This window comes from Acidovorax cavernicola (assembly GCF_003581445.1).
In genome coordinates this window covers 1-728 of the sequence record NZ_QXMN01000298.1, presented here as the reverse complement: position 1 = coordinate 728, position 728 = coordinate 1, and the positions used below count along the sequence as shown (strand labels likewise).

Annotated in this window: 2 protein-coding genes; one reads left to right on the top strand and one right to left on the bottom strand. The window is 65.9% G+C overall.

Annotation, left to right across the window (positions count from 1 at the left end; genetic code table 11):
- Positions 1 to 383, bottom strand: a 383-nt coding sequence (locus tag D3H34_RS33275; protein ID WP_119558914.1) for an ATP-binding cassette domain-containing protein, incomplete at its 3' end; no start/stop codon positions are given.
- Between the two features lie 133 nt (positions 384 to 516).
- Between D3H34_RS33275 and D3H34_RS33270 the strand changes: the two genes are divergently transcribed.
- Positions 517 to 728 (top strand): TetR/AcrR family transcriptional regulator (locus D3H34_RS33270; protein WP_286186586.1); only part of this gene is annotated, 212 nt, incomplete at its 3' end.

The window sequence follows — 728 nt, the reverse complement described above, 5'->3', positions numbered from 1 at the left end:
ACATAGAACAGCGCGTCGAGCACGTTGGTCTTGAGGTGGGCATGGCGGCCGAGCTTGATGTTGTCGAGCACGGTCATGCCGCGGAACAGCGCGATGTTCTGGAAGCTGCGGCCCAGGCCCAGCTTGGCGCGCTGCGGCGCGTGCACCTGGCTGATGTCGTGGCCCTCGAACAGGATGCGTCCCTGGGCCGGCCGGTAGAAGCCCGAGATGGTGTTGAACAGCGACGTCTTGCCCGCGCCGTTGGGGCCGATCACGGCGGTGATCGAACCGGGCTGCACGGCAAAGCCGACGCCGTTGAGCGCCTTGACGCCGCCGAACGCCAGCGTGATGCCGTCGACCTGCAGCAGGGGGGCAGCGGGGCTGCCTGGGGTGTGTGTCTCCATCGGCCTTCTTCTGCGGGTTTGTGCGAACCGGAGGGGGGCTACTGGTGAGTAGACTTCTTACTCACGAGTAGGATTCTGGTCGGCGACCTCTGGCCCAGGCATTGGGACTTTCCCGCCACCCATGGAAACACTGATGAACCCTTTCTTGCACTCCGCAGACGCCGTCGATGAGGAGCCGCTCTGGCCGGCCACGCAGCACAGCGCGCAGCAGCGCGAAGCCAAGCGCCAGGCGGTGCTGTCGGCGGCCGCGCAACTGTTCAACGAGCGCGGCTTCCATGCGACTTCGCTCGACGACATCGCCGCGCGGCTGGGCGTGAGCAAGCCCACGCTCTACTACTACGTGAA